Source organism: Thalassotalea hakodatensis, assembly GCF_030295995.1.
GTDB classification, from domain to species: domain Bacteria; phylum Pseudomonadota; class Gammaproteobacteria; order Enterobacterales; family Alteromonadaceae; genus Thalassotalea_C; species Thalassotalea_C hakodatensis.
The window spans coordinates 2,432,239-2,455,831 of sequence record NZ_AP027365.1; the positions used below are offsets into that span (position 1 = coordinate 2,432,239).

Consider the following 23,593-nt stretch of genomic DNA (forward strand, 5'->3'; position numbering starts at 1 on the left):
CTTTAATTTACAGTTGTCTTATTTTACCACATGTTACTACTGTTATTCAGTGAAATTAACGGTAAATGCGCTTATTAATAAAGACTTATCATCACGGAACAATACGAAAAATAGGCGATAATTCACTGTAACCTAAGCCTGATTTTTTATGCACTTTAACCTGAACATCAACCCGTTCTTTTAACGCATCAACATGACTAATAATACCAATCATTTTACCGCTTGCATTAAGACTATCTAACGCATCTAATGCTATTTCCAGAGTTTCATTATCTAAAGTACCAAAACCTTCATCAAGAAATAGCGAGTCTATTTGTGTTTTAGCACTAGCAAGATCAGAAAGTGCTAGCGCCAGTGCTAAACTGACTAAAAATGACTCTCCGCCTGATAACGTTTTGGTATCACGCACAGTATCAGCTTGCCATGTATCAACCACGGATAAGGCAAGTTTTTCTTCGTTGTTACATTGTAGTTGATAACGACCGTGCAGCTTTTCTAATCTATGGTTCGCCAAATACACTAAATGGCTTAGCGTCAAACCTTGAGCAAAACGCCTAAATTTGTCACCATTTGCTGAGCCAATTAAGCCATTTAAATGTGATAAATCATCAAAGTGCTGTTGCAACGTTTCAATATGCTCAAGTAGGGTTGATTGTTTCTCACGTTGTTTATTATCTTGTAATAGTGTGGCTTGAAGTTGCCCTAAATTAAGTTGCAATTGCTTTAATGACAACTCAATTTCAGCCAGCTTTTCTTCGCATTGTGACCTATTTTCTGCAGAAACTTCTTGTTGTCTTAATTGCTCGATCTCTGGTAACAACGTAGCATTTCGCTTTTTAACCTCATTTTGCAAATGTTCCGCTTGTTGCTGCTGTTGTTCTATGTTTTTTGCAATAACAGTAATTGCTTTTTTTTGTTCGCTATCCATCAACGCTTGTTCAAATGCTTGCTGATCAGAAAATTGACTTTGCGCTAAAGCATGTTGCCAAGCGGCATTAGCTTGTTCTGCTTTTTTACTTTGCTGATGATGTTGTTCATTCAAGTTTTCAATGATCGCTTGGGTATTAGTGAACAAAGCTTGTGCGGTGTTTAATTCATCTTGTTTTAATTTCAACGTATTATCAGCATCGTTTTTTTGACGGTTCAATTGCGCACGAATTTCTTCAATGGTTTGTTCACCCACTAGTTCAACCCGGTGTTTTTGCAAAGTGGTTACTTCATTAGTCACACTATTTAGCTGTTGTTGATGTTTATCATATGCTTGCGAAATTGTGGTGATTTGTTGATTTAACTGTTCTATTTTGTAGTTAAGGTCAAGCAGCGATTTTTCTAGTGATTCTAATGAACTCTTATCTCGTCGCCAGTTATCCAATAATGCCGATTTTTCAACTAGCCAATGTTTAAATTGCTCAAATAAGACATCATTTTCATCCTCTGATAAAAAGGGTAATGTTTCATCCCCTGTTAATGTCTTAATTTCTGTAATTAATTGCTGAGCATTTCTGTGCTGTTGCTGTTCAAGATCTTGTAATTGCTTCGAAAGTTTTTGTAATGATTGTTGTTGGCTTACAAGTTGGTTACTGATTATCGCTTGTTGACTGATTTTTTGATCTAATTGCTTTTGTTCATTTTGTGTTACTTGTTGTAACTGTTCTTTTTCTTGGCTAAGTACAGATAACTTATTCAATGCATCCTGCAAGGTATTAATTGAACTATTATTATCGGCAATTAATTGATTGAGGTTAGCAATGCGTTGATTATTATTTCCTGATAACATCTGTTCAGATAAACCCTGTGCTTTATCTGATAATTGATTTGAGCTGTTTATGAGTTGCTGTTGTAATTGCTGCTGTTGATTATTAAGGGTTTCTATCGCACTTGCCAGACGGTCAAAGTCTGAATTAATGCTTTTTCCTTGCTTTTCAATTTGCTGTAGCTCATTCGTCAGCGCAGCTAAGCGTTGTTGATGTTCATCTGGCTGAACATGCTTATACTCGTCAATTAACGGGTGTTCGGTTGCTCCACATAACGGGCAAGCTTGATGTGGTGATAAATTTTCTCGATGATGGCTCAACGACATAATTGCCTGTTGTTGGTTTACAATCAGTTCTACGTCTTTTACTTGTTGTTTGACCTGTTTAAAGCGTGTCCTACATTCTAAAAGTGCCTGTTCCGTCGTTTGACTTTGCGAGGTTTTTTCAGATATTTGCTGATTTATATCACTTAATTGTTGTTCAATAGTGGTGATATTTGTCGTGATATTGACACAGTCATTGAGTTGCTGCCCATACTGTTGCTGTGCTGAAAGCTGCTGATGTAATTCACTTTCCGATTGACATTCAAACGCCGTTAAAAGCTCTTGATGACGCTCTAAAATTTCTTGTAATTGATTTTGCTGCTGCTTAAAAGGTGTTTGCGCAGATTCAATATCAGCTAGTAAGGCTTTTTCTTGGCTAATCGTTGATTGATGTTGTTGTTCATCTTGAAGGTACTGTTGTTTCAGTTGTGAATAGTGTTGCACTTGTTGCGTCAGTGATTGTTCTTGATGATGCCACAGCGGCAATTTATCGCTTAAAGCTTCTGCATAAGTTAGCTTGCGCAAACTTTGTTGAGTATCATTAACCTGAGTTTGCTGTTGTTGTTGCTGTTGCGTTAACTTTAGCAACTGCTGTTGAGCACTGTCATGCTCTGTTGCGGCTTGCAATACCGTTTGCTCTAGCGTTTTTTGTTGGTCTGTTAATAAGGCTATTTGGCTATCAAGTGGTATCACCTTAGCGTTTAATAATGTTTCCTTCTCTGTAATGACTTGTAGCTCGGCATCATGCAACTTTTTCTGTTTCTCTAATGTTTGTTGATGAGTATTAACAACTTGTCGGGTTTCTAATACGTTTTTGTTTCTTTGCTCAATCGTCTTTGTTAATTCAGTTATTTGAGCTTGGTGATGGCTAAATTGCCCAAAAACGGTTCGAAGTTGCTCTGCTGGCTCAGCAAGGGTTAATTGCGTTAATTGCTGTGCATTTTTCTGTGCTAATTCAGAGGCAGATTTTTCTAACTCAGCGGCCTTTAGTTCTTGTTGTGCTAACTCATGTTGCTGTCTAAGTTTATCGGCTAATTGCGTCCAACGTTGTTTTTCAGCAATAAGCGTTTGTTCATCTGTTGCTAGCGTTTTTTTCTCTTGTTCATACGCTTTTTTAGCGTCGTCATCAAGTAACTCTAATTGGTCTAACTGGCTTTTCGATAACGTTAACTGTTCTTTCGCATCGCGAAAGTTCTCATAAACCTGTTGAGAAATAACACTATAAATTTCAGTACCTGTAAGTTGTTCTAATAACTCAGCGCGGTCTCTGTCACTCGCGTTTAAAAAAGCAGCAAATTGCCCTTGTGATAGCATCATCGATTTTGTAAATCGGGAAAAATTCAACCCAGTTATCAACTCAACCTGTTGCTTTACTTCAGAAATTTTATTAGCAATGATAGTACCGTCTTGCTGAGCAAGTTCAGTGACCTGTTTTTGTAATTTGCCATCAAGCTGATTTTTTGCACGTCGTTGACTCCAAAAAGCACGATACCCTTTATTGTTTACCTCAAACTCTACTTCAGCCATACAGTTTGCTGTGTGACGTGTCATCAGTTGATTTTGGCTTTCTGAAATCGCGATTCGTGGTGTTTGATGATAAAGCGCTAAACAAATCGCGTCTAATATCGTTGTTTTACCTGCCCCTGTATCACCTGTTATCGCAAATAACGCGCTTTCATCAAACGGTGCTTGAGTAAAATCGATAAACCATTGGCCCTTAAGCGAGTTAATATTTTCAAAGCGTAGCGACAATATTCTCATGATGTCACCTCAGATTGTTCACTTTCATCTGTGCTTTGCTGTTCACATTGCTCAACAGCTTGGTTAAATAAAGTGGTTAATCGTTGTTTTAAATCGTCTTCATTTGACCAATCTTCGAGCGCTAAACGTGCTTGAAACACATCATCAACCTTCAACTCTTCTAGGGTTACGTTGTCTTGTTGTGAAATGTTGAAGCGGGACTTTTTCGTTTTTCGTACCAGTAATATATCTACAGGGTAATCAGCAAGTAACTCTTGAACTCTAGCGGTTAAATCTAATAAATAATCTCCTTGGCTAAGCTCTATATCAAGCCAAAGTTTTTCGTCACCTTCTAGTGATAATTGCGCTAATGTATCAGCTACCTTGTTTTCTAATTGCTCTAAAGATGTTTTTATCGTTGCCATTGCTTGAAAAGTAGGTATTTCAACAGGTTTACATTCAGACATTTTGCCTTGTTCAAAACTAACTACATTGACATTTTTCGGCTGAGCTGTTTCGTCGAAACTTAAAGGTATCGGTGATCCACAATAGCGAATATGGGGTTGTTTACCGATAATCTGCGGTCGATGTATATGACCAAGCGCTAGATAATCTACAGTAGGAAATTCGCTAGCAGGAAAGGCGTCTAATGAACCAATATAAATATCCCGAACTGAGTCACTACAGCTTGCCCCGACAGTGGTTAAATGGCCTGTAGCAATAACTGCAGTATTTGGTGGTACTGTTGCTCTCGCTTCATTCACTAATTGCTGATAATGCTGAGCAATTGCATATTGCAACTGCTGCTGTTTTTCTTTGGCCGTTTGGCCTGCTGTACTGGTTAATACATCACGAGGACGAATAAAAGGAACTGCACAAACAACAGCTTGCTCTTGTTGAGCATTTTCTAAATAAATCAGCTGTTCAGGTGCCTGTGTTATCTCTTGTGCCTTAACCACAACATGGCAATTTAACGTATTCAACAAACTCGATGATTCATTTAGCATCGCGACTGAATCATGGTTTCCTGCCAAAATGACTGCTGCGCAATTACGTTTATGTAAAGCGACAATAAACTTAAAATATAACTCTCGAGCATAACTTGGCGGCGTACCCGTATCAAAAATATCGCCCGCAACAATGACTGCATCTATTTGCTCTTTTTCTACTTGAGCTAACAACCAATCAATAAACTGTTGATGTTCCCTAGCTCTACTTTTTCCGTAAAAATGTTGGCCTAAGTGCCAATCAGAAGTATGTAATATCCGAAATGCCATGTTAGAAAATAAGTGATTATTATAATGCGTAAAATTCTATCGTAGATCGCAAGCAATAAGAATCATATTTGCAAAATCTCTTAAAGCTAGCCATATTAACAATGGTTAGATTGTTGTGGTACGAACAACACAAAACTATCATAAATTTAAGGAAGCATTATGGACAATCAAATTGTATGGGTAGATGTTCCAGTGATCGATCTAGATCGCGCTATTTCATTTTACTCTACCGTGTTAGCTGCCGAAGTGAAAAAAGAAGTATTTGAAAATTTTCGTTTTGGTTTATTACCTCACAGTCACACCAGTGTTTCTGGGTGCCTGATTGAGTCACCTGCTGAGCATATAGCCCCTTTTGGACCTTTGCTTTATTTTAATGTTGAAGGCCGATTAGATGATGCAGTTTCACAGGCAAAAACGTTCGATGTTGAAATCATTGAAGAAAAATTTCAAATGGGTGAGCATGGTATCAGAGCTGTAATTAGAGATACAGAGGGCAATCGTATTGCTTTACATAGCACCGTTAGTTAAGTATATAAGGCGAAACAATGACTCCGGCAGTAAAATTGCTCGATAAAGCAAAAATTAACTACCAATTACACAATTATGAGCACGACGCTTCAGCACAAAATTACGGACTTGAAGCATCAGAAAAGCTCGGTATAGACAGCAACAAAGTGTTTAAAACCTTAGTGACTGAAATAGATAATACTCAACTTGTGGTAGCAATTATACCTGTATCAAAAAAACTGAGTTTAAAAGCCATAGCAAAAGCCATCGGCGGTAAAAAAGCGATAATGGCAGATCCTGCCAAAGTACAAGCATCAACAGGCTACATACTCGGTGGTGTCAGCCCTTTCGGCCAAAAAAAACGATTAAAAACAGTCATTGATAACAGCGCAAAGAGATTTGATACGATATATGTCAGTGGTGGGAAACGCGGGCTAGAAATTGAAACGTGTACAGCAACGTTTGAACAAATACTCGCCGCTAAATTTGATGATATAGCGGCGTAGTCGCATTATTTGACGTGGTTAGATGTTTGCAACGGCGTGTTAATGCCGATTCACGGTACTGTACCCCTACAACTAAATTAAGCTTACTAGAGCGTGTTGATCTTTCATGTTTACTTTTGCCGCAATTTGTTTGGTATTTATACAAGGCAACACTTGCGCTGTGTAGTTATTCTACTCCAGTCAAGCGTTAACACAGTAGAAATGCCAAACAGATACAGCCCAAAGGGTTCAACTAAACAGCAAAGATCAACACGCTCTAGCTATTATTTTACGCTTTATCAAAAAATGAAGTCGTTGTTCAGCATTATCAAGAGTCAAAGCAAGCCGTTAAAAAGTTCCATTTCTTTCATGGCTTATCATGAATCATTGATAACAACTACAAATAATACATGACAATATTTATTCCGAGATAAAACCCACCAATTAAATTTATTATTTTGTCGCTAGTTAATAATGACTTTTCATCGTTGAATCTAATTGACGCTTTATAATTACCAAGCAAATAAAACAATACGGAAAGAATCATAACAAATGGCAACAAAATAGCGTAAAAGGGTGCAATATATTTGAATATGGGAAACTCAAATCCCCCTAAAAGTGTTGCTCCTTGAAAACACGGCAACATAAAGACACCGAACATTTTCAATTTGTAATGTATATCTTCCATGTTTTATCTCTATCGACAAACTACCATAAATTAAATATTGTTGAGATTTGCTCTGGCTCTTTTATATAGATAAACGATACTTCATTCGCTTCTCTCAAATAAATCCCGTTTCATTCGTGCACATTAGTTATTATGCCCTCGTACAGTTTAACATTGCTTTACTTGCATTTTGTAGGCCGAAATATTCACATCGAAAACCTTGCCAAGCGGCATTAACATCGCTTGTAATCCGAAGATAACTGGTTCATTTATTGAGCATTCAAGCGTAGTTTTAACAATCATTTCTGTCTTAGGCATAACAGGCGACTCATCTTTGTGATAAAAAAATATGTCTTCATCGTGCACATTTCTACCGGTTTGAATAACGCCTTCTTTAAGTAATTTCTGGTTTAACTCTGAGAGTTGGCTATTCAATTGGTCAGCTGAATTTTTGGTCATTTGACTGTGAAGGTGAATTGAAACGACTTTATAGTTTTCAACACTAACTTTTAACGTTGTCTTGGCTTTTTTATTAGAAGAAGAACGACATATCCAAAAACTCGCACCTAAATATTCTTTAGTACTGCAATTAAAGCTCCCTTTTACCAGCGCTTCTAGTTCCTCAACAGAAGAATTAAGTGTCAGCCCACTTATCTCAAAAGACTCGATATTATCTCTTATAAAAATATCCGATGCGAAGGTTTGCATTGAAATACAGGTTAAAGTGGTAAATAGTGCACGATATATATATTTAAGGTGTTTTTTCAACATGGCTTCGTTTCTCCAAAGTGGTTAACAATAAAACACTATCAAATGCCTCACTCAAAGGCAGGTATTAGCTTACAAAAATGCAAAACGAACTGACACCGAAGAAGTTATTAATAATTCCTCTTCTGTTATGGCTCGTTAGCTGTACTATGCTTGGCAATCAACTATTTTTCTTATTTCTACTTGTTTACCGCTGCTATCTGTTTCAACAGATTTAATACGATACCTATTGATAATTACTTTCTTGCCAGATTCATTTACACCATTAAATTTAATGCAATAATCTGATGTTTCTTTATCGAGTTGAGCAAACAGAGGTGTAACTTGAGTAGAGCAACCTGTTAACGTGATTGTTATTAAGAGACCTAGCTTGTGGATAATACTTAATTTCATTACATGTCCTTGTACTGCTAACGCCACGTTTAGTGACACAAAATAGCTAGCTAAAATTTTCAGTGAAGCGAACACAGCTAGCTATTTTATGTTCGATTACTCTAACACCCTGTTATCTACGACTACCCTCTGAAACTATGACAGGTAAATCCATACAGCCGTAATCCACACCAAACTGACTCAACACACAAGTTAATTGGCCTCTATGATGAGTTTGATGATTAAATAAATGTTGAGTTACGTCTGCAACTGATTTAGATATCAAGTCACCTTCTGTCGTAGAGTAAGTAATGAATTTATCACAATCCTCTTCTGTTAAATTAACGCAATAGGTATTGATTAACTCATCGACTTGCTGCCTTAAAGGCGCAAGTTCAGTTAATTGATTGTGATAAATATCTTGCGGAAATTTCGGTGATGGGAATTTATCAAAGTCTTTAAATGTTAACTGCCCTATTTCATTTGACGCTATGCGCCCTAATAAAATTAGATCCCCGAAAAGAATATGATTCCAATAACTTATAATATTAGGGAAGAAAGAATTGGTTTCGCGCTCAAGAGTATCAACGGGTAAAGCCAAACAAAGATCCATTAATTGCTTATTCATTCGCTCATTATAAAGCGACATCATCCTGAAAGTATTTGACAAACTCAATTGAAACTCCTGATACCAACTTAATTAAACATTTGGTCACTTAACGAGAGTTAAAAGAGTTAGAGCCAAGGCATTGATTACAAAGAATGGTCGCTCAAGAGAACGTGCTCCTGTGTTCTCTAATAAGCTAATCCGTGCAGCATCCTTGTTAATAACATCAATAACACAGCCTATAAGCCTTTTAAACTCGCCCTTGGGAATTCATTAGCACTTTAATAACGCAATGTCGTTCCCTCAATTTCATAATAACTTAAATAACCGATTAATCAATAAGATGCAACACGCTTTGATGAAAGCGAGAATTATTCTCTATTTCTTGTAGAAACCGAAACAATGCGTTGCCTGTGTAGAAATCAACAACCATTGTGAACAAAGAAGACCGTGATAATTCGCATATAAGGCTAAAACAATTCACTCTAAGCAAGCGCTAGCATTTTATTTTGTGTTCATGCTACGCTCAAGTAGATAATTGACGATGAGAACCGCTATGAATTATATGCAAATTACCGCACCAGCCAAAAAGTCTATTGCCCTAGTTGCACACGATAATATGAAACCTGAATTGATCCTATGGTGTAATAAGTATAAAGCTAAACTTGCTGAACACACTTTATACGCTACCGGCACCACAGGCTTACATATTGAAAAACAAACGGCATTGCCAATACAAAGGCTGATCAGCGGTCCATTAGGCGGCGATCAGCAAATTGGCGCGTTAATTACAGAACAGAAAATCGATATTATGATTTTTTTCTGGGACCCACTAGAGGCACAGCCTCATGATCCAGATGTTAAAGCGCTACTTCGTTTGGCTGCTGTATGGAATATCCCCGTAGCTTGTAACCGTTCTACCGCTGACTTTCTCATTGAGTCATCGCTATTTGATCACGCTTATGACAAGTCTATTCCTGATTACGAAAAATATATTGCATCAAGAAGTTAATTCCTCGCATCAACTAAATAGTTACGTTGATGAAGCTGAAAAATTTGACAAAGTTGATTTTCACTTCTAGAAATAATGCCAAGTGCCGAATTGGTTGGCACTTATTTGGACTTAACATTACCATCAAGGATATGATGATGAAAATCAAAACACTCGTAATACTGACGGCATTATTGTCGTTCAACACCATTGCTGACGATATTGTTAGCAAAGAGCCTACATCAACAAACCAAGCTATCGAGACTAAAGTCGCCTTAAATAATGCTGATGTGCAGCAACTATCAACATTAAAAGGTATAGGTACAAAAAAAGCGCAAGCGATTATTTTATATCGTGAACAAATTGGTCAATTCTCATCTATAGATGATTTGCTCAATGTGAAAGGCATTGGTAAAAAAATATTGGTTGATAACCAAGCATACCTAACACTTTAATCATGACGGTTTAGGTATTCAAAGCAAGTAGTCATGCTACAGCCATTGTTCGATGATTACTTGCTTTATTTAACCAAACAGTATGCCTTACTGCCACTTCATTGTTATACTACGACTTTTTAGTCTACCTGTGATTACATGACTCATTTACCGCTTGAACAATTTAAACATGCTTGGATTTTTCGTCATCAAAGCATGCCACTTTCAGCAGAGCAACTCGCTCAAATAAAGCCGATGTCAGAAGAAAGGTCAGCAACACTTTGGGATACTTTTATCAGTAAAAATGCTGTTCACCCTGAACTTTTCACTAAGCATGATTGGCCAACGCAAGAAAAACATTTAACACAACATATACCGTGGGAGTCTCGTTGGGAAAGTGATAACCCAAGCTTGCCAGATGAACTATTGCTACATATAAACTGGGAAGAAAATACCACGGTCTATTACTGTTTACATCGTCAATGTATCTTGGAAACTACTTGGGGATTGTTTAAACAGTGCTGGAAAAATTTTTTATTCTTAGATGATGGCAGCTTGCTGATCGGGAAAAAACGTCAACAAGCTGTACAGTTTAATTCTAATGGTACATGTCGCTATGGCGATAAGCCCAAAAACTAAGCCGTTTTAGCATCAGACTCTTGTACTTCATCACCTGACAATAATACCGCAAGCCACTTTCCTTCTTTAGTACTTTCAAGGGCAATTTTGATGATCATCGTTAATGGTACCGACAATAACATGCCAACGGTACCCAATAACCAGCCCCAAAATATTAAAGAAAGAAATACCACTAGCGTAGACAAACCTACGCCTCTTCCTAAATAACGCGGCTCAACGATATTTCCCATCACCGTATTAATCAGCAAATAGCCTAAACCAATGAAACCAGCGTACGCAGGGCCTAATTGTAACACGGCTAATGACATGGTAGGTACAGCAGCAATGATAGAGCCAATATTAGGAATATAGTTAAGTAAAAACGCTAACACTCCCCAAAGCACAGGGAAATCTAAACCAAACGTCCAAAGCATCAGTGAAACACATACGCCTGTAGCGAGACTCACTAAGGTTTTAATGGCTAAATAATCATTAACGGAAGTTAAAAATTTACCAATTTGCTTTAAACGCATTTGCGGATCATCAAGGGCTACGTGCAGTTTATGTGGCATTGATGGCGCTTCAAATAACATAAAAACGACGGTGATAATGATCAAAAATAAATTTGCCATCACATTACCTAAACCGCTGAGCATATCAGCTGCAAGGCTCATAGCAGCTGAAGGATCAACATGCTCCATGACTAATTCTTTCGACAGAATGACGTTAAATTGCGCGATGTATTCTACTACCCATACCAGCTGCTCATTAAGTTGCTCTCGATATGTAGGCATCTCTTCAGAAAGTTGGGATAGTGAATTCCCCACTAGTCCAGCTAACGATAAAACAATACTAACGAAGATTATTACAACCAAAAGCACCGCTAGCGGTTTGGGTATTTTGTAACGCTCCATTCGACAGACCAATGGATTACAAATAATGGCGATAAAGGTCGATAATAAAAACGGCACTAAAATAACAGAAGCAGACTTCAAACCTGCTAACACAACAAATAAAGCCGCGGTAATTAATAAGCCCTTTAGCACGCCAGAGGTTGGTTGAGATATTCCCATAGTCACTTTTTCTTATACTTTTGTGTTTGCAATATAACTGATTAAGGTGAAAAAGTATCGCTAATGAATTAAAAAAAGCGATACTTTTTATAGCATTAAAGCAGAGCTACATTGTTCGTCTGATCAACGTAACACTGGTAAGATTTAGCAGTCGCCAACAACTTAACATGCCAATAGTACCAACAAAAGCAGCACCAGATAAAATACCCACCAGCCAATAGCTAAAGTGGAACGTGGGTGTCATCTCAAAAGTTTGTGTTTGTAAAATAAACACACCGATCTCCATACCGACACTTGCCATGAAACCAGCAATAGCACCCAACGCAACAAATTCAAATAAGATACTATTACGCAATAATGAACCTTTTGCACCTAAGGTTCTTAATATGGCTAATTCACGCTCTCGCTCTTCCATACTTGCTTGCACTTGTGCAACCAGTACCAAGCTACCCGCGAGCACCACAAGCACTAAAATCAACTCTATCGCAATGGTTACTTGCTCAATCATCTCATTGAGTTGTTTCATAATTGCGTCAAAATCGATCATTGAAATAGTTGGGTATTGAGCAATTAAATTATAAAAGGCATCCTTTTTCTCTGGCGCTACTTTCCAGGCGGAAATTGATGTTGAAGGAAAGTCAGCAAAAACAGCTTGGTTAAATACCATGATGAAATTCAATTGGCGTGTTTTCCAGTCGACTTCTCGAATGCTGGTCACAGACACTGTAAAAGTGCGGCCGCCAAGATCAAACGACAACTCGTCACCCAATTTAATTGCTAACCGTTCTGCAACGCCAGATTCAATTGACACTTGTGGAGTTATATCTTCAGCTTGCCACCAGCTACCTTCGATGATCTTATTTTGATAAGGCACATCATCTCGCCAGGTTAGCCCGAGTTCACGACCCATACCACGGCGACCTTCGCTTTCCTGTTCACCTTCGGTGCTCTCTTCGCTTTGTTTAACCTCTTGCTCTTCATCTTCTCGTTTAACTCTAATCGTTTGTTCACCATTGATAGCCGTTAATCGCCCGCGATAAACAGGATAAAAGCCTCGATGAGGAATATCGTATTCTTCAGTAAATGCTTGAAGTGGTGCTATTTGTTCTTCAGTAATATTGACTAAATACTGATTCGGCGTATCTGCTGGAAATTGTGATTGCCATTCATCGATAATCGATGTTTTCATCACCGTGATTAATAACAATAATTTAATCGCTATGGTAAAACTAACAAGTTGCACACTATTTTCATTGGCACGACGTTTTAAATTCGCTAACGCTAAATGCCATGACTTACCCGCTTTTGTACCCACACTTCGGCCAGCATTCATCACTAATCGACCAATCGTTAATAAAAGTGCTGATACCAATAAGCCCCCCGCTAATAACGATATACTCATGACAATATCGCCACTAAACATGAGCAGCAACGCAAACAAGGCGATTAACGGAATAAGCTGATGACTACCAAATTTTGGTAATTTTGTCGCTGAAAAACCACGAATAACCGATAAAGGCGAGGTTTGAATAAGATCTTTTATCGGGTGAATAGCAAAAGCAACTGCACAAATTAAGCCGGTTACAATCGCTGTTAAAAATGGCACAAACGTTAAAGGGGTATTATCTAAAGATAAGTAGCTTTCTATTGCATTAGCCCCTAACAGTAGCAAAATATAACCAAGTAACAAACCAACAACAATGCTGATCACACTTAATAATGTCCAGTGTAAACAATATAGGTTTCTCACATGTGACATGGTTGCGCCAAGCGCCCGAAATACAGCGACTACTGATTGATGACGTTGACCATAGCGGCGACTCGCTACCGCAACAGCTACCGCCGCAAGTACGATACCCAACATACTTGCTAAAGATAGAAAGCGCTCGGCACTATCTAAGGTTGTTGACAAGCGATTTTGCGCCCGTTTAGCGTCATACCAGCGCTGTGTATCATTTACCTGCGGCTTTACCCACTCTTCATAATCTTCAATATTGTCTTGTTCACCTGCAAATAAATAACCATGATAGATACGACTACCGGGTTGTATAAGCTCTGTTGCTGGTAAGTCATCAACATGCATGATAATACTAGGGCCTGCCACTAAAAAGCGATATGAACGATCGGGCACATTCACTAAAACGCCAGCAATGGTAAGTGGCGCAACACCTATTTCTACCGTATCACCAATTTTAACCCCTAGCCGACTTAATAAGCTTCTTTCTACCCAAAGTTCGCCACGCTTCGGGCCACCTACAATTTCTTCCTCGCCGTTAATGGAACGTTTAATGGATAACTCACCTCTTAAAGGGTAATTTTCGCTCACCGCATCAAGCTCACTGAGTATCATATTATCGCCATGAAAAACCATGGAATCGGTATACACTTTTTTGGCAACAGCTAAATTCAATGATTTAGCCTTTTCAATAAATTTATCATCTAAAGGCCTATTTCCGCTAAACACGCGATCAGCAGCAATGGTATTGGTGCTGTTTGCGACAATCGCGTGTTTTATTTGCCCAGAAAAACCGGTTAGTGAAAACACCGTAGCAACAGCTAACACGATAGCTAAAAAGATTATCGTTAGCTCACCACGTCTTAATTCATGATCTAATAAACGCAGTGATTGTTTGATCCAAATAGTATTATTTTTTGTCATTATTAACCCATGTTCGCTACGTTAACTGCCGATCTATCTACAAAATCACTATCCGTTTGCGCATCTGTTAAAACACCACTATCCATTTCTACTTGCCGTTGGCAACGTGCAGCTAGCTTAGGATCATGCGTAACAAGCACCAGCGTAGTACCGGTTTTTTCATTTAATGCAAAAAGTAAATCAGTAACTGTAAGCCCTGTTTTTGTATCAAGGTTACCAGTAGGTTCATCAGCAAATAAAATATCAGGCTCAGTGATAAAAGCACGAGCAATCGCAACGCGTTGCTGTTCGCCACCTGAGAGTTGGCTAGGATAATGTTCCATTCTATCGCCTAATCCTACTTGTGCTAATAACGCTTTACCTCTTTCAACAGCATTTTCTGTATTAGCAAGTTCAGCAGGTAACATCACATTTTCAAGAGCGGTTAAGCTATTAACGAGTAGAAATTGCTGGAAAATAAAACCAACATGCTGTGCCCTTACCTGGCTACGTTGTTCTTCATTAAGCTGGTGTAACGGGTGGTTTTTAAGATACACTTCTCCTGAGCTTGGTAAATCTAACCCCGCTAAAATTGATAACAACGTTGTTTTACCTGAACCAGATGAACCAACAATTGCGAGTGTTTCACCTGCATTAACCGTTAATTCGGTTGGCTGTAAAAGTGATAATGATTTATCTTCTAACTGAACCGATTTGGTCAGCGCATTAACTTTGAGAATTGTTTCGGAATTTACCTGCATGAAAAACTACCTACTTTTTATTTACTTAATACTATTTTCTTTAATCATTGGATCAAAAGCTCAAGCATTTAACACTATTTTACTCTTAGGTGATAGTGTCAGTGCAAGTTACAGGATGCAACAACATCAAGGTTGGGTGCATTTACTGAATCAAAAGCTAGCAACACAAAACGCACCGTACACAATTCTTAATGCTAGCATAAGCGGTGAAACAACGAGTGGCGGTTTATCTCGCCTTCCGGGCATTTTAGCGGAAAATAGCATTGATCACCTAATTATTGAATTAGGTGGCAATGATGGCTTACGGGGTTACAAACCTGAAGCGATAAAAAATAATTTGTTACAAATGGTTAAAATAGCACAAGAGAAAAACATTCCCGTTACTTTGATGCAAATTAAGATCACGCCTAACTATGGACCACGTTATAACAAAATGTTTGAAGCCGTATTTAAAGAAGTGGCAGCAGAAACCAACGCAACATTATTACCTTTTTTTATGGAACAAGTCGCGCTAAATCCAGAGTTGATGATGCAAGACGGTATACACCCTAATGTAAAAGCACAACCGATCATTGCTGATTATGTTGCTGAACAACTTAAAAACCTTATGAAATAAACGAGTAATATTGAATGGAATTTATCTGGATTTTATTTGCCTTTCTTTGCGGTTTTGCTGCAAAAGTTATTACCTTACCACCGTCAATTGGTTATTTATTAGCGGGGTTTATTTTACATTTCCTCGGTTATCAAGCGGATGACTTAGTGTTAACACTCGCGAATATCGGCATTACATTAATGCTTTTTACCATTGGTTTAAAATTAAACATAAAAGACTTAATCAAAGCAGAAGTTTGGGCGGGCAGTTTATCGCATACGTTAGTGTGGATGGTCGTTGGTATTGCCAGCTTTAAACTACTTGCCTTACTTTCTGTTACCTTCTTCGCTGATGCAGATTACCAAATAGCAGCCTTGGTTGTTTTCGCGCTTTCTTTTAGTAGCACTGTTTGTGTGGTTAAACTACTTGAAGATCACGGTGAAATGAAAACTCGTCACGGCAAGTTAGCCGTTGGTATATTAGTAATGCAAGATATTGTCGCCGTTGGCTTTCTTGTTGCTGCTACCGGTAAAATACCCACAGTTTGGGCCCTATTACTATTACTTTTAATTCCGATGAAGCCATTAATAAACCGTGTAATTTCTAAGGTTGGGCATGGTGAATTACTTCCCCTTACCGGTTTTTTCTTAGCTTTTGGTGCCTATGAGCTCTTTGAACTTGTAAAAATTAAAGGTGATTTAGGTGCTCTTCTTGCTGGTATGTATTTAGCGAGCCATGTAAAAGCGACAGAGATCACAAAGTCATTAATGAGTTTTAAAGATATCTTCTTAATTGGTTTCTTTTTGTCGATTGGCTTTACTGCATTACCCACCTGGGAAATGTTAGCTATTGCAGGCGTGCTGACTTTAATGCTGCCTTTAAAGTTTGCGTTATTCTTTTTCTTATTTATCAAACTTAAACTACGCGCGCGCACTGCATTCTTATCTTCATTAGCATTAGGTAACTTTAGTGAGTTCGGGTTAATCGTTGCTTCGTTAAGTACCAGCGCTGGCTGGCTACCAAAAGAATGGCTAGTGATCCTTGCATTAGCGGTGTCGATTTCATTTGTTATTACCAATGTACTTTACAATTTTGCCCATGAGTTTTATGCAAATCATAAAACAAGTATTTGTCGCTACCAACAACCAGAAAAGTTACCTGAAGATAGCTTTATTCAACCATGTGATGCGCCTATTGTTATCATTGGTATGGGCCGTGTTGGCATGGGTGCTTACCGAGCCTTAAATACTCAGCACCCTAATCAAGCATGGGGATTGGACACCGATAAAACTAAAATTGACTTACTGGCTGAAAATGGCGTTCAGGTCTTCCAGGGAGATGCGGAAGATGCAGACTTTTGGGAAAATATGGACTTAGCTAAGATCAAACTTGTATTGCTTGCACTACCTTCTGTACAAGACATCATGAATATAACTGTACAGTTAAAGCATGCAAACTATCAGGGAAAAATTGCCGCTATTGCACGGTATGATGATGAACGTAGCGCATTAGAAGAATTCGGTGTAGATAAAGTCTTTAACTTTTACAGTGAAGCTGGCGTTGGTTTTGCTGAAGAAAGTATCAGCCTGTTTAATACCTCTAACGAGCTTTCAACATAGACAATAAGTGGTTAAGGAAGTTAATATTAATTAACTTCCAAGTACAAAAAAACCAGCATAAGCTGGTTTTTTTGTACTTCTAAGAAGTGGCATCCCTAAGGGGATTCGAACCCCTGTTACCGCCGTGAAAGGGCGGTGTCCTAGGCCTCTAGACGATAGGGACACAAAATTTGTTTATTGAAATTACTTTCAATAACCTTGTGTCAATCAGTTTCAGTCTTTCGACCAAGGTATAAAGTAAGACCTAGATTACTTTACCCTTCACTATGCCCTGTTACAGTCATAGTTAAATGTGGCATCCCTAAGGGGATTCGAACCCCTGTTACCGCCGTGAAAGGGCGGTGTCCTAGGCCTCTAGACGATAGGGACACTAAAACTGCTAATGCGTTTCAGCGCAAAGGTTGACAGCCTTTATCGCTTGTTAAATACAATGATGATTTTCATCAGCATGATTTAACGGTATTCGTTCAATCTTTCGATTAAGGTATAAAGTAAGACCTAGATTACTTTATCCTTCACTATGCCCTGTTACAGTCATAGTTAAATGTGGCATCCCTAAGGGGATTCGAACCCCTGTTACCGCCGTGAAAGGGCGGTGTCCTAGGCCTCTAGACGATAGGGACACAAAATTTGTTTATTGAAATTACTTTCAATAACCTTGTGTTTACATTAAACAGTGTTTCGTTTAATACAATGCACAAACAAATCTTTTTGAGGTTACCCTCAACTGATTATCTTACAACAACCAGTGTCAATCAGTTTCAGTCTTTCGACCAAGGTATAAAGTAAGACCTAGATTACTTTACCCTTCACTATGCCCTGTTACAGTCATAGTTAAATGTGGCATCCCTAAGGGGATTCGAACCCCTGTTACCGCCGTGAAAGGGCGGTGTCCTAGGCCTCTAGACGATAGGGACGCTGATTTTCGAAAAGCTATACTTTTCTTTTTCAGCGCCAGGTAACAAGTTACCTAACACTTAAATTTTGGTGGAGCTATGCGGGATCGAACCGCAGACCTCTTCGCTGCCAGCGAAGCGCTCTCCCAGCTGAGCTATAGCCCCGCTAGCTAGAATATAAACGGCCTAGTGCTTATATTATAGACATCAACGTGTAGAGTTCTACTCGTTGAAAGCGAGGCGCATTTTAGGCACCCCCCTATTAACTGTCAACCTTTAATTTAGTGTTTACGCTATTTTTTTGCTGATTTATGTTTAAGTGGCTAGATAAGCATCAACTTGACTATTTTTTATATATTCAACAGGTTAATGATGATATTTCCGTTAATACCCTATTGAATGAGCTTCGAAGCTAAAATAAATGTCGAGGTACTTAACTGGTGACTTTATTTTTCTCTGAAAAATAGCTATGGTAGGGGCTCAGGTAAAATATTAGAATCTTTCATGCTACTAAAAAATGCTAAAGTTGTTGCGATTGGAGGTGGGCACGGTCTTGGTCGTGTGCTTTCTTGTTTATCTTTTCTAGAAAAAAATCTTACAGGTATTGTAACAACAACAGATAATGGCGGTTCTACTGGTAGATTACGTAAACGCAGTAGTTCGATAGCATGGGGAGATTTACGCAATTGCTTAACTCAGTTAGTCGATGAGGATTCTATTGGCAGTCAACTGTTTAATTTTCGCTTCGATGGGCAAGACGAACTTGGCGGTCATAACTTAGGTAACTTAATCTTATTTGGTCTGGGTCAAATTCAATCTAGACCCTTAGACTCAATCAAACTAGTAAGACGCTTATTAAGGGTAAAAACACCTGTTTTACCCATGTCTGAAACCCCTACCGATTTAATGGCCTTTTATCCTGAAGGTCGATGTCGTGTCGGCGAACTTTCAGTTGATGACATGCCAGTGATGCCAAAAAGCCTAATGTTGGCTCCTCTGGTTAAAACATTAAGCAGCGGTAGAAAAGCGCTTGAAGAAGCTGATTTAATTATTCTTGGTCCTGGCAGCTTTTTAACCAGTGTAGTGCCACCACTTTTAGTGCGTGATATTGTGAATGCTATTAACAAAAGCAAAGCACATTGTGTATTTGTTGAAAATATTGTTGCAGAAGCTAGCCCAGCGGGAAAGGCAACACTTGATGAAAAATTAACGTGGTTAACAGATAATATCGGTTGCATGCCGATTGATAGCGTAATTGCGCCAGAAGGTGTTACTTCATCAATTCTACCTACTATTAACTGTCAATTAGCTTCAACAACTGTTGCTCATTATCATGATAAAGAAAAGCTACTTAACGCATTACAACAATGTATTGATATATCAGCCGAAACAACGCTGACACAAGTGGTAAACTCTTAACTCAGCGATTATTTAGCTGAGTTATCGTCTTCACTGATCCTACTGGCTACCGCTCCCATTTGCCCCTTATATTTGGCATCATTGCGTTTATTGTATGGGCGAAGCGCAGCACCAGACATAGTTTCAAAATTAAGCGCGGCTATTTTCATTTTAGGCCGCAACGCAAGCGGTAACTTACCACTGTTGTAAAATTCTAAAACAATTTGCCCTGACCAACCTGGATCAATGCGATGTGCCGTAACATGCACCATTAAACCTAAGCGCGCTAACGAAGAACGCCCATCAAGCCAGCCGACTATATTATCAGGTAATGTTACCGACTCGTGGGTAACCGCAAGCGCCAACTCACCTGGATGTAAAAAGAAAGCTTCGCCGTCAGGAATGACAATTTCATCACTCATTACCGAATTCATGGCTTTTTGTACCGATTCTTTCTGCCCACTCAAATCTATATAAGGTGCAGTGTGATCTTGAAAAACACGAAATTCATTACCTAAACGAATATCGACACTTACCCCTGATATCATACTTTCATCTGGCATTGGAGAAATTATAATGCTTTCTTGTTTTAGTAATTCTTGAATATCTTTATCGCACAATCTCATAGGGCTATCTTTCTTATTTTTTCAATAATTGCAATGATGTTATTTCTAACGACTTTTTGATGATTTACCGTTAAAAAGGCAAACAGTCTGAACCATGACGTATTAAACAAAACGAGGTAAAAACTATTCTACTTGTTTAACAAATAACTCGGTGCTGTCAGGACTTTGTTCTGATTTTTGTTTATAAAGCTCAGCAGCAATGTTGCCCGCTATTCTACGGTATTGTTGCGCAATATCACTAGTGCTATTTTCAATTAATGGTGATTTGCCATTATCTGCATATTGGCAAATATCGATATTTAACGGTAACTGTCCCAATAAGGGTGTGGAAAATTCATCGCTAAGTATTGTACCGCCACCATGGCCAAATAGTTGTGATTTTTCACCGCAGTGTTGGCAAATGTGGTAACTCATATTCTCAATAATACCAAGCACAGGTACATCCACTTTTTTGAACATTTCAATCCCCTTCACAGCGTCTGCTAAGGCAATATCTTGTGGTGTTGTAATAATAATTGATGCGGCTACAGGTACTTGTTGGGCAAGGGTTAATTGAATATCCCCCGTACCCGGTGGCATATCAATCAATAAATAGTCAATATCTTGCCAAGCAGTTTCATTCAACAACTGATTAAACGCCCTGCTTGCCATTGGGCCTCGCCATACGGTGGCATCTTTTTCTTCAACCAGAAAACCTATCGACATTGCGGCAATATCATTTGTTTCTAGTGGTAACATTTTTTTACCATCTGGAGAAGTGACAGGTTGTCCTTCTAAACCCAACATTTTCGGTATCGACGGGCCATATATGTCCGCATCGAGTATGCCAACCGAAGCACCTTCTGCAGCCAATGCGTAGGCTAGATTTACCGTTGTGGTTGACTTACCTACGCCTCCTTTACCAGACGCAATAGCGATAATATTTTTTATCCCTTGAATATTGTGTCGCTTTATCATTTGCACCTGTAATTGGCTATTCACCAAAATGGAAATATCAGTATACGCCAATAAACTTGATGCGAATCGATCTAACGCACTATCACAAGCGAAAGGCACTTCTATGGCAACAACTACATCTTTTTTAACCTTGACTATTTCTGTGATTTTACAACATTTAGCAATGCCGTCGGGGAATATACCTTCTTGGTATTGATTGAAAAACTCAGTGATTTTATCGCGTGTTTCAGTAGGTACAGACGAACCAAATAAAGATGAAAACATGATCAGACTATCGTTTTGTTATGTTTTAAGAAAGAAAATCTCACAAATACAAGATTTGTCGATATTAGTTAATGATAAATTCAATTAAATTCTGTACCATTCCTTCCTTAATTACCACCTAATTTTAGTCACAATTAAATTCAGTTAGAAATCTATATGCAATCACCAAATAAACGCAAAATTCTTGTTACTTGTGCTTTACCGTACGCGAATGGTTCAATCCATTTAGGACACTTATTAGAACATATTCAAACCGATATCTGGGTTCGTTTCCAACGAATGCGTGGTCACGAAACATATTTCGTATGTGCTGATGATGCTCACGGTACGCCAATAATGTTAAAATCACAGGAACTTGGCGTTAGCCCTGAAGAAATGATCGCGGGTGTGCGTGAAGAGCATATGGCTGATTTTAGTGATTTCATGATCAGTTTTGATAACTACCACTCAACGCATAGCGACGAAAATCGAGCGTTTGCCAGTGAGATTTATAATAAGCTAAATGAAAGCGGTTATATTAAATCACGCACGATTTCACAGTTGTATGATCCTGAAAAAGGCATGTTTTTACCTGATCGTTTCGTTAAAGGCACCTGCCCTACCTGTAAAAGTGAAGATGAAAATGGCGATAGTTGTGATAGTTGCGGCGCTACTTACTCACCTACTGAGGTAATTAACCCTCGTTCTGTTGTGTCGGGTGCAACACCCATTTTAAAAGACTCAGAACACTTTTTCTTTGATTTACCAGCCTTTGAGAAAATGCTAAAAGATTGGACCACTGGTGGCTCTTTACAAGAAGAAATGGCGAACAAACTTAACGAATGGTTTGAGCAAGGATTACAGCAATGGGATATAAGCCGTGATTCGCCCTATTTTGGTTTTGAAATTCCAAATGCCCCAGGAAAGTTCTTTTATGTTTGGTTAGACGCACCTATCGGTTATATGGGTAGCTTTAAGAATTTATGTGATAAAGAAAACATCGATTTTAACGCATACTGGCGAGAAGATTCTGAAGCTGAGCTTTATCACTTTATTGGTAAAGACATTATCTATTTCCACAGTTTATTTTGGCCAGCAATGCTTGAAGGTTCTGGCTACCGTAAACCCACTTCTGTTTTTGCTCATGGTTTTGTCACGGTTAATGGCGCAAAAATGTCTAAATCAAAGGGTACGTTTATTAAAGGCCGTACGTTTTTAGAACATTTAAATCCAGAGTATTTACGCTATTACTATGCCGCTAAATTAACCAACCGTATTGACGATTTAGATCTTAATTTAGAAGACTTTGCACAACGGGTAAATTCAGATCTTGTTGGTAAAGTTGTCAACATTGCATCACGCTGTGCAAGTTTTATCACCAAACGTTTTGATGGTATGTTATCAGCAAATGTTGACGATCAAGCGTTAGCAGATGAAGTAACCTCAGCAGGTGATAGACTGGCAGAGCTTTACGAAAACAGAGAGTTTGCTAAAGCAATGCGTGAAATCATGGCATTGGCTGATAAAGTTAACGAATATATCGCGGTAAAAGAACCGTGGGTGTTGATAAAAGATGAAAGCAAACAACAAGCAGTACACGATGTTTGTTCTCTAGGCATCAACCTATTCCGAACACTGATGATTTATTTAAAACCAGTGTTACCAAAGCTTGCAGAAAGCACTGAAGCATTTTTAAATGATGAACTCTTATGGCATGGTCATCAGACATTGTTAACCAACCATAAGATCAATAAATTTAAAGCCTTATTACAAAGGGTTGATATGGATAAAGTAGAAGCAATGGTAGCCGCATCAAAAGAAAACCTAACTGAAACAAAACCTGTTGTTACTGGCCCAATAGCTGATGATCCTATTTCACCCGAGATACAGTTTGATGACTTTGCAAAAATTGACTTACGTATTGCAAGAATAGTGAAAGCTGAGCACGTTGAAAAAGCCGATAAACTCTTACGTTTAGAATTAGCGCTCGATAATGATGGCAACGAAACCCGCCAAGTTTTTGCTGGTATAAAATCAGCATATCAACCTGAAGATTTAGAGGGTAAGCTTACCGTTATGGTCGCTAATTTAGCGCCGCGTAAAATGCGTTTTGGCATGTCAGAAGGCATGGTCTTAGCTGCTGGCCCAGGGGGTAAAGACCTGTGGATATTAAACCCAGAAGATGGTGCTCAACCTGGCATGCGTGTTAAGTAAGCTTACCTTCGTTGAGCTAACATACATGAA

19 protein-coding genes and 5 tRNA genes are annotated in these 23,593 nt (G+C 38.5%); 9 read left to right on the forward strand and 15 right to left on the reverse strand.

The features are described 5' to 3' along the window. Window positions 1-91 precede the first annotated feature (91 nt). Both QUE72_RS10640 and sbcD read right to left on the reverse strand, forming a co-directional pair. Window positions 92-3,838, reverse strand: coding sequence for an SbcC/MukB-like Walker B domain-containing protein (locus QUE72_RS10640; protein WP_286268923.1), 3,747 nt, complete (start codon window positions 3,836-3,838; stop codon window positions 92-94). Continuing rightward, the gene (sbcD, locus tag QUE72_RS10645) at window positions 3,835-5,094 is read right to left on the reverse strand and encodes an exonuclease subunit SbcD (RefSeq protein ID WP_286268925.1); all 1,260 of its coding nucleotides are present in this window, start codon (window positions 5,092-5,094) and stop codon (window positions 3,835-3,837) included. Before sbcD ends, QUE72_RS10640 begins: the two co-directional genes overlap by 4 nt. 159 nt (window positions 5,095-5,253) lie before the next feature. On the opposite strand from sbcD, the gene QUE72_RS10650 reads away from it, so the two are divergent. Both QUE72_RS10650 and ybaK read left to right on the forward strand, forming a co-directional pair. Then, window positions 5,254-5,622, forward strand: coding sequence for a VOC family protein (locus tag QUE72_RS10650; protein ID WP_074499016.1), 369 nt, complete (start codon window positions 5,254-5,256; stop codon window positions 5,620-5,622). A gap of 17 nt (window positions 5,623-5,639) precedes the next feature. Further along, window positions 5,640-6,107: a Cys-tRNA(Pro) deacylase gene (gene ybaK / locus QUE72_RS10655; RefSeq protein ID WP_074499015.1), complete on the forward strand. Its 468-nt coding sequence runs from the start codon at window positions 5,640-5,642 to the stop codon at window positions 6,105-6,107. Between the two features lie 814 nt (window positions 6,108-6,921). Here the strand turns inward: ybaK and QUE72_RS10660 are convergent. The 3 genes from QUE72_RS10660 to QUE72_RS10670 form a co-directional block, all read right to left on the reverse strand. Then, a complete protein-coding gene (locus tag QUE72_RS10660; RefSeq protein WP_286268927.1) occupies window positions 6,922-7,524 on the reverse strand; it encodes a hypothetical protein in 603 nt (200 codons plus the stop codon). Between the two features lie 144 nt (window positions 7,525-7,668). Further along, window positions 7,669-7,914 carry a hypothetical protein gene (locus QUE72_RS10665; protein WP_139302613.1) on the reverse strand — a complete coding sequence of 82 codons (246 nt, stop codon included), beginning with the start codon at window positions 7,912-7,914 and terminating at the stop codon, window positions 7,669-7,671. A 112-nt stretch (window positions 7,915-8,026) separates the two neighbouring features. Beyond that, window positions 8,027-8,545 (reverse strand): DinB family protein, encoded by a 519-nt coding sequence (locus QUE72_RS10670; protein WP_286272971.1) that lies wholly within the window; start codon window positions 8,543-8,545, stop codon window positions 8,027-8,029. A 511-nt stretch (window positions 8,546-9,056) separates the two neighbouring features. On the opposite strand from QUE72_RS10670, the gene QUE72_RS10675 reads away from it, so the two are divergent. The 3 genes from QUE72_RS10675 (at window position 9,057) to QUE72_RS10685 (ending at window position 10,564) form a co-directional block, all read left to right on the forward strand. Then, window positions 9,057-9,512, forward strand: coding sequence for a methylglyoxal synthase (locus QUE72_RS10675; protein WP_286268929.1), 456 nt, complete (start codon window positions 9,057-9,059; stop codon window positions 9,510-9,512). Between the two features lie 44 nt (window positions 9,513-9,556). Then, window positions 9,557-9,946: a ComEA family DNA-binding protein gene (locus QUE72_RS10680; RefSeq protein WP_286268931.1), complete on the forward strand. Its 390-nt coding sequence runs from the start codon at window positions 9,557-9,559 to the stop codon at window positions 9,944-9,946. Between the two features lie 138 nt (window positions 9,947-10,084). Next, window positions 10,085-10,564 carry a DUF2947 domain-containing protein gene (locus QUE72_RS10685; RefSeq protein WP_286268934.1) on the forward strand — a complete coding sequence of 160 codons (480 nt, stop codon included), beginning with the start codon at window positions 10,085-10,087 and terminating at the stop codon, window positions 10,562-10,564. Here QUE72_RS10685 and QUE72_RS10690 read toward each other — a convergent pair. From QUE72_RS10690 to QUE72_RS10700, 3 genes are all read right to left on the reverse strand, one after another. Next, window positions 10,561-11,616 (reverse strand): AI-2E family transporter, encoded by a 1,056-nt coding sequence (locus QUE72_RS10690; protein ID WP_286268937.1) that lies wholly within the window; start codon window positions 11,614-11,616, stop codon window positions 10,561-10,563. The two genes, QUE72_RS10685 and QUE72_RS10690, sit on opposite strands and share 4 nt — an antisense overlap. 106 nt (window positions 11,617-11,722) lie before the next feature. After that, entirely contained in the window at window positions 11,723-14,275 is a 2,553-nt protein-coding gene (locus tag QUE72_RS10695; RefSeq protein WP_286268938.1) for an ABC transporter permease, read from the reverse strand. 2 nt (window positions 14,276-14,277) lie between these two features. Beyond that, the gene (locus QUE72_RS10700; protein WP_286268940.1) at window positions 14,278-15,015 is read right to left on the reverse strand and encodes an ABC transporter ATP-binding protein; all 738 of its coding nucleotides are present in this window, start codon (window positions 15,013-15,015) and stop codon (window positions 14,278-14,280) included. Between QUE72_RS10700 and QUE72_RS10705 the strand changes: the two genes are divergently transcribed. Next, window positions 15,014-15,631: an arylesterase gene (locus QUE72_RS10705; protein WP_286268942.1), complete on the forward strand. Its 618-nt coding sequence runs from the start codon at window positions 15,014-15,016 to the stop codon at window positions 15,629-15,631. The two genes, QUE72_RS10700 and QUE72_RS10705, sit on opposite strands and share 2 nt — an antisense overlap. A gap of 14 nt (window positions 15,632-15,645) precedes the next feature. Further along, the gene (locus QUE72_RS10710; RefSeq protein WP_286268946.1) at window positions 15,646-17,229 is read left to right on the forward strand and encodes a cation:proton antiporter family protein; all 1,584 of its coding nucleotides are present in this window, start codon (window positions 15,646-15,648) and stop codon (window positions 17,227-17,229) included. An 87-nt stretch (window positions 17,230-17,316) separates the two neighbouring features. Here QUE72_RS10710 and QUE72_RS10715 read toward each other — a convergent pair. The 5 genes from QUE72_RS10715 to QUE72_RS10735 all read right to left on the reverse strand — a co-directional run bounded on the left by QUE72_RS10715 (window position 17,317) and on the right by QUE72_RS10735 (window position 18,290). Further along, window positions 17,317-17,392 (reverse strand) — tRNA-Glu (locus QUE72_RS10715). A gap of 130 nt (window positions 17,393-17,522) precedes the next feature. Further along, a tRNA-Glu gene (locus tag QUE72_RS10720) sits at window positions 17,523-17,598 on the reverse strand. A 178-nt stretch (window positions 17,599-17,776) separates the two neighbouring features. After that, window positions 17,777-17,852: transfer RNA gene (locus QUE72_RS10725), tRNA-Glu, on the reverse strand. Window positions 17,853-18,070: 218 nt separating this feature from the next. Then, window positions 18,071-18,146: transfer RNA gene (locus QUE72_RS10730), tRNA-Glu, on the reverse strand. Between the two features lie 68 nt (window positions 18,147-18,214). After that, window positions 18,215-18,290: transfer RNA gene (locus QUE72_RS10735), tRNA-Ala, on the reverse strand. A 339-nt stretch (window positions 18,291-18,629) separates the two neighbouring features. Here QUE72_RS10735 and QUE72_RS10740 point away from each other — a divergent pair. Then, the gene (locus QUE72_RS10740) at window positions 18,630-19,544 is read left to right on the forward strand and encodes a gluconeogenesis factor YvcK family protein (protein ID WP_286268949.1); all 915 of its coding nucleotides are present in this window, start codon (window positions 18,630-18,632) and stop codon (window positions 19,542-19,544) included. 8 nt (window positions 19,545-19,552) lie between these two features. Here the strand turns inward: QUE72_RS10740 and dcd are convergent, their stop codons facing one another. Both dcd and apbC read right to left on the reverse strand, forming a co-directional pair. Next, window positions 19,553-20,149, reverse strand: coding sequence for a dCTP deaminase (gene dcd, locus QUE72_RS10745; protein WP_286268951.1), 597 nt, complete (start codon window positions 20,147-20,149; stop codon window positions 19,553-19,555). Window positions 20,150-20,272: 123 nt separating this feature from the next. After that, complete coding sequence (apbC, locus tag QUE72_RS10750; RefSeq protein ID WP_286268952.1) at window positions 20,273-21,370, reverse strand: iron-sulfur cluster carrier protein ApbC; 1,098 nt, start codon at window positions 21,368-21,370, stop codon at window positions 20,273-20,275. Between the two features lie 156 nt (window positions 21,371-21,526). Between apbC and metG the strand changes: the two genes are divergently transcribed. Then, window positions 21,527-23,563, forward strand: a complete 2,037-nt coding sequence (gene metG, locus QUE72_RS10755; RefSeq protein ID WP_286268953.1) for a methionine--tRNA ligase — start codon at window positions 21,527-21,529, stop codon at window positions 23,561-23,563. The last annotated feature ends 30 nt before the right edge of the window (window positions 23,564-23,593 follow it).

Coding starts and splice junctions, on each gene's coding strand:
- apbC (WP_286268952.1), bottom strand. CDS start 21,370: ATGTTTTCATCTTTATTTGGTTCGTCTGTACCTACTGAAACACGCGAT.
- QUE72_RS10695 (WP_286268938.1), bottom strand. CDS start 14,275: ATGACAAAAAATAATACTATTTGGATCAAACAATCACTGCGTTTATTA.
- QUE72_RS10690 (WP_286268937.1), bottom strand. CDS start 11,616: ATGGGAATATCTCAACCAACCTCTGGCGTGCTAAAGGGCTTATTAATT.
- QUE72_RS10670 (WP_286272971.1), bottom strand. CDS start 8,545: ATGATGTCGCTTTATAATGAGCGAATGAATAAGCAATTAATGGATCTT.
- dcd (WP_286268951.1), bottom strand. CDS start 20,149: ATGAGATTGTGCGATAAAGATATTCAAGAATTACTAAAACAAGAAAGC.
- QUE72_RS10675 (WP_286268929.1), top strand. CDS start 9,057: ATGAATTATATGCAAATTACCGCACCAGCCAAAAAGTCTATTGCCCTA.
- QUE72_RS10705 (WP_286268942.1), top strand. CDS start 15,014: ATGAAAAACTACCTACTTTTTATTTACTTAATACTATTTTCTTTAATC.
- QUE72_RS10740 (WP_286268949.1), top strand. CDS start 18,630: ATGCTACTAAAAAATGCTAAAGTTGTTGCGATTGGAGGTGGGCACGGT.
- metG (WP_286268953.1), top strand. CDS start 21,527: ATGCAATCACCAAATAAACGCAAAATTCTTGTTACTTGTGCTTTACCG.
- QUE72_RS10665 (WP_139302613.1), bottom strand. CDS start 7,914: ATGAAATTAAGTATTATCCACAAGCTAGGTCTCTTAATAACAATCACG.
- sbcD (WP_286268925.1), bottom strand. CDS start 5,094: ATGGCATTTCGGATATTACATACTTCTGATTGGCACTTAGGCCAACAT.
- QUE72_RS10700 (WP_286268940.1), bottom strand. CDS start 15,015: ATGCAGGTAAATTCCGAAACAATTCTCAAAGTTAATGCGCTGACCAAA.
- ybaK (WP_074499015.1), top strand. CDS start 5,640: ATGACTCCGGCAGTAAAATTGCTCGATAAAGCAAAAATTAACTACCAA.
- QUE72_RS10640 (WP_286268923.1), bottom strand. CDS start 3,838: ATGAGAATATTGTCGCTACGCTTTGAAAATATTAACTCGCTTAAGGGC.
- QUE72_RS10685 (WP_286268934.1), top strand. CDS start 10,085: ATGACTCATTTACCGCTTGAACAATTTAAACATGCTTGGATTTTTCGT.
- QUE72_RS10710 (WP_286268946.1), top strand. CDS start 15,646: ATGGAATTTATCTGGATTTTATTTGCCTTTCTTTGCGGTTTTGCTGCA.
- QUE72_RS10650 (WP_074499016.1), top strand. CDS start 5,254: ATGGACAATCAAATTGTATGGGTAGATGTTCCAGTGATCGATCTAGAT.
- QUE72_RS10660 (WP_286268927.1), bottom strand. CDS start 7,524: ATGTTGAAAAAACACCTTAAATATATATATCGTGCACTATTTACCACT.